We start from the raw sequence: 5041 nt of genomic DNA, 5'->3' as shown, positions 1-5041 counted from the left end.
AATTTACCATGCCTCTCCCGCCCGCAACCCCTCTTTCATGCAACAACGCCGAGCCGAATTAAAAAGTCTTGAGCCTGTTCCAGAGTCATACGGGAAACCTGAGTCTCAAATGACCGTAGGCTAAATCGCTGCTCTAGGGAGAGTTTTGCCGATTGATCCATGGTGGCCTCCTAGGGTGTAGATGGGTGAGTGGAGAGATGGGTAAGTGGGAGCCGTTGGGCTGATGTCCCCTTGAAATCGGTGAATGGGATTGATGAATTCAGTTTGACATGGTCGTTAGAGCTTCATTCAGTACCGTGGGGTGTACTTTCAGTCAATCCAAGAGCTGACTTTCGTTGCAAAACGTTACGATATTAGAACGTAAATCTCTCAATCGACGGATGGGCGCACGGTTCTTATTCGAGTTCTACCTTTAGGATGAAAGTAGGCATTGTGCCGTTTGAACAATCATCGAATTGAATGTAAGCGCAGGAATGGTGGCGGTCACGGTATGAAACGAGTTGTTCTCATTGCTGGCTTCGAGTCTTTTAATGCTGATTTGTATCGGCAGGCAGCGCAGCAGGTGGGCGATCGCACCCCGGATCTGGATGTCCAGGTGTTTAGCGATCGCGACATTACCAGCCAGCCCGATGTCATTGCAGCGGCACTGGACGGGGCAGATGTATTCTTTGCCAGCCTGATCTTTGACTATGACCAGGTGCTGTGGTTGCGCGATCGCGTTCAGGATATTCCCATTCGCTTGGTATTTGAGTCGGCTCTGGAACTGATGAGCCTGACGCGATTAGGGAAGTTTGTGATTGGGGATAAGCCCAAAGGAATGCCCAAACCTCTGCAGTTCATTCTCAGCAAGTTTGGCAACTCGCGGGAGGAAGACAAGCTGGCTGGGTATTTGAGCTTTCTTAAAGTGGGGCCAAAGCTGCTGAAATATATCCCCGTGGGCAAGGTGCAGGATCTGCGGAACTGGCTGATTATCTACGGCTACTGGAATGCGGGGGGGGCGGAGAATGTCGCGTCCATGCTGTGGTATTTGGGACAAACCTATTTGGATCTGACGGTGGGGGCGATCGCCCCTCCCGTTGAAACTCCAAATCTGGGTTTGCTCCATCCCGGCTACACGGGCTATTTTGAGTCACCAGCGGCCTATTTGTCCTGGTATCGTTCCCAGTTCTCTCCGCCAGTGGATGCACCCGTGGTGGGGATGTTGCTCTATCGCAAGCACGTCATTACCAAACAACCCTATATTCCCCAACTGATTCGCGCCTTTGAGAACGCGGGACTGATTCCGGTACCGATTTTCATCAACGGGGTAGAGGGACATGTAGCAGTGCGGGATCTGATGACTACAGCCTACGAACAGGCACGACGGGCGATCGGGCAAAATGATACGCCTTCCCTGTCGGATCAAGCGGTTTGTGTGGATGCGATCGTGTCTACGATTGGTTTTCCGCTGGTGGGTGGCCCTGCAGGATCGATGGAGGCGGGACGGCAGGTGGACGTAGCGAAACGCATTCTGATGGCTAAGAATGTCCCCTATATAGTCGCTGCTCCACTCCTGATTCAAGATATCTATTCCTGGACGCGCCAAGGCGTAGGAGGGCTGCAAAGTGTGGTTCTCTATGCGTTACCAGAACTGGATGGCGCGATCGATCCGGTTCCCCTGGGGGGGCTGGTCGGCGATGATATCTATCTGGTTCCCGAACGGGTGCAGCGGTTGATGGGTCGGGTGAAGCACTGGATCGATCTGCGGCGGACTCCCGTGGGCGATCGCAAACTTGCCATTATTCTCTACGGTTTTCCTCCGGGCTATGGTGCAACCGGAACCGCAGCATTGCTTAATGTGCCAGAGTCGTTGATGGTCTTCCTTCGAGCCTTGAAAGATCAGGGATACGATGTGGGTGATTTGCCAGAGGATGGAGAGACTTTGATTCGCCAAGTGAAGGAGGCCGATGACCTTTACGTGAGTCGGATTCCAGAGTCTATCTCTTTTGACGAAACACCGACCACAACGGTTACAACACGGCAATTGGAACACTGGCTAGGATATGTGTTGACTCGTCGAATTGAGCGGCAGTGGAAAAGTCTATCGGATAGTGGTATTCGCACGGTGGCGATCGCCGAACGTCCAGAGGAGTCGCGCTATCTGTTGGGTGGGGTGCAGTTGGGGAATGTGTGGATTGGCGTTCAGCCTCCGCTGGGACTCCAAGGCGATCCCATGCGGCTGATGTTTGAACGGGATCTGACCCCCCATCCCCAGTACGCGGCGTTTTATCAGTGGCTCCAGAAAGACTTTGGCGCAAATGCGGTTGTCCACTTTGGGATGCATGGTACGGTGGAGTGGTTGCCGGGTTCCCCCTTGGGCAATACGGGCTATTCCTGGTCGGATGTGCTGTTGGGAAATCTGCCGAATCTGTACATCTATGCAGCTAATAATCCCTCGGAGTCCATTCTGGCAAAGCGTCGCGGCTACGGGGTTTTGATTTCTCATAATGTACCTCCCTATGGTCGTGCTGGTCTGTATAAAGAGTTGGTAACGCTGCGGGATTTGATTGCGGAGTACCGGGAAGATCCAGAAAAGAATTACGTTCTCAAAGATGCCATTTGCAAGACGATTATCGATTCCGGTCTCTATGCCGACTGTCCCCTTGAGGAGGCCCGAAAGCTCGGCATCGAGTTCACGTTAGAGAACGTTAAACTCTTCAGTGCAGCAGCATTTGACCGCTACCTGATCAAACTCTACGAATATTTGCAAGTTCTCGAAAATCGTCTCTTTTCCTCTGGACTTCATGTCCTCGGTGCGGCTCCTTCCGTTGAAGAATTGGAATCTTACCTCAGTGCCTACTTTGGTGAAACCTTGCCACTGGATTGGGTGCGGGCGATCGCCCAAGGGCAAGACAAAGCCTCTCTCCTCAGTTCCATGAATGGCACAAAATCCGTAGAGCCAGATCTAGAAACTAGGCTAGATGAGGCGATCGCCATTCGTCATCTGCTCCAGCAAAATCAGGATGAATTAACCAACCTGCTACGGGGACTTAATGGAGAATATATCCCTCCCGCTCCCGGCGGCGACCTATTGCGAGATGGTGTTGGTGTCTTACCCACGGGTCGGAATATCCATGCCCTCGATCCCTACCGGATGCCTTCACCTGCCGCCTACGAACGGGGACGGGCGATCGCCCTTAAGCTGATTGACCAGCACCTCCAGGAACACCAAACCTATCCCGAAACGATTGCGGTGATGCTGTGGGGACTGGATGCGATTAAGACCAAGGGAGAGTCGATCGGTATCCTGTTAGAACTGGTGGGCGCTGAACCTGTGAAAGAAGGGACGGGGCGGATTGTGCGCTACGAACTGCGACCCCTGGAAACCCTAGGTCATCCCCGTATCGATGTACTTGGCAACCTTTCCGGCATCTTCCGCGATAGTTTTGTGAACATTATTGAGCTACTGGACGATCTCTTTCAACGCGCCGCTAACGCCGATGAGCCAGAGGAGCAGAACTTTATTCGCAAACATGCGATCGCCCTTCAAGCCCAAGGCGTTGAGAATCCTTCCGCCCGTCTCTTTTCCAATCCGTCCGGCGACTTTGGCTCGCTTGTCAACGATCGCGTCACCGACTCCAACTGGGAATCGGGGAACGATTTGGGCGATACCTGGCAGGGACGCAACACCTTTAGCTACGGTCGAGGGGATAAGGGACAGGCACGACCAGAGGTTTTGAATACCCTTCTGAAAACGACGGATCGCATTGTTCAGCAAATCGATTCGGTGGAGTATGGCCTCACCGACATTCAGGAATACTACGCCAATACGGGGGGACTCAAGAAAGCCGCAGAGATGCAAAAAGGCTCTAAGGTGACGGCTAGCTTTGTGGAGAGTTTTTCCAAAGATATCACTCCCCGCAAGTTGGACGATCTGCTGCGAATGGAGTATCGCACCAAGTTACTCAATCCCAAATGGGCAGAGGCGATGGCGAATCAGGGTTCAGGGGGAGCCTACGAAATCTCGCAACGGATGACGGCGCTGATGGGATGGGCAGGAACCGCAGATTTCAAAGATAACTGGGTCTACGATCAGGCCGCACAGACCTATGCGTTGGATACGGAGATGGCGGAGAAGCTGCGTCGAGCAAATCCTGAAGCATTCCGAAACATTGTCAGCCGAATGCTGGAGGCGCACGGACGAGGATTCTGGCATCCGAACGACACCACGTTGGATAAACTGCGGGATCTGTATGAGATTACGGATGAAGAATTGGAGGGAGTAACGCTGTAGGGGTTTGGCGAGCGTGTCACGCTATGGGATGACGATGAGTTGCTATGATACTCCAAATACTGTCTACGCCTTGAAAATCTATGTACCTAGATGAGGACGAGTTCCTGGACATTATCAAAAAAACGCCGCTTGTGTCGATAGATTTGATCGTCCGAGATGAGAATCAAAACATTTTGCTAGGATGCCGCAAAAATAGACCAGCCCAAGGGAAATGGTTTGTGCCTGGTGGTCGGATTCGGAAAGACGAATCGATTGCAAATGCGTGTTCCCGAATCTCCCAGAAAGAACTGGGTGTTCACGTTAGCGCAGATGATACCCGATTTCTAGGTGTATACGAGCATTTGTACGACGACAATGTTGCTGGCATCCCCGGTTTTGGAACCCATTATGTTGTCCTAGGGCATGAGGTCATGCTCCCTGCAAGTCAACTTTCTCCACCCACGGAGCAGCATACGGAGTACCGTTGGTTATCTGAACGCCAAATCTTGCAAGATCCAGATGTTCACGAAAATACAAAGCTTTATTTCTGCGAGTAGATGGCTGATAGTAACACCCGGCTTTGTTGCATGATTAGAAAAACGGTCAGGTTCGCCTTGAGAGTGTCCTGGTATTAACCTTCAACCTTGTAGCTATCGGGTTTAGCGATCTGAATCATGCGGTTGAGCGCAACACATTTGATGAACAATTCCACGGCTTGATTGTCAAATTGACGTGCACTGAGATTGCCCCCAAAAATAGTCTTAAAGCGGAACATGGTAGTTTCAGCAA

Annotated in this window: 4 protein-coding genes; 2 read left to right on the top strand and 2 right to left on the bottom strand. The window is 51.9% G+C overall.

What is annotated here, in order from left to right:
- Positions 1-35 precede the first annotated feature (35 nt).
- Positions 36-161 (bottom strand): NblA/ycf18 family protein, encoded by a 126-nt coding sequence (locus IGR76_17295; GenBank protein ID MBF2080216.1) that lies wholly within the window; start codon positions 159-161, stop codon positions 36-38.
- Between the two features lie 329 nt (positions 162-490).
- Between IGR76_17295 and bchH the strand changes: the two genes are divergently transcribed.
- Entirely contained in the window at positions 491-4273 is a 3783-nt protein-coding gene (bchH, locus tag IGR76_17290; protein MBF2080215.1) for a magnesium chelatase subunit H, read from the top strand.
- 80 nt (positions 4274-4353) lie between these two features.
- Positions 4354-4809, top strand: coding sequence for a GDP-mannose mannosyl hydrolase (locus IGR76_17285; protein ID MBF2080214.1), 456 nt, complete (start codon positions 4354-4356; stop codon positions 4807-4809).
- Positions 4810-4883: 74 nt separating this feature from the next.
- Here IGR76_17285 and IGR76_17280 read toward each other — a convergent pair.
- The coding region (locus tag IGR76_17280) for an IS5/IS1182 family transposase (GenBank protein ID MBF2080213.1) at positions 4884-5041 on the bottom strand (158 nt) is incomplete at its 5' end.

Origin of the sequence: Synechococcales cyanobacterium T60_A2020_003, from assembly GCA_015272205.1 — a bacterium.
Lineage (GTDB): Bacteria > Cyanobacteriota > Cyanobacteriia > RECH01 > RECH01 > JACYMB01.
This window is presented reverse-complemented; position numbering and strand designations above follow the sequence as displayed.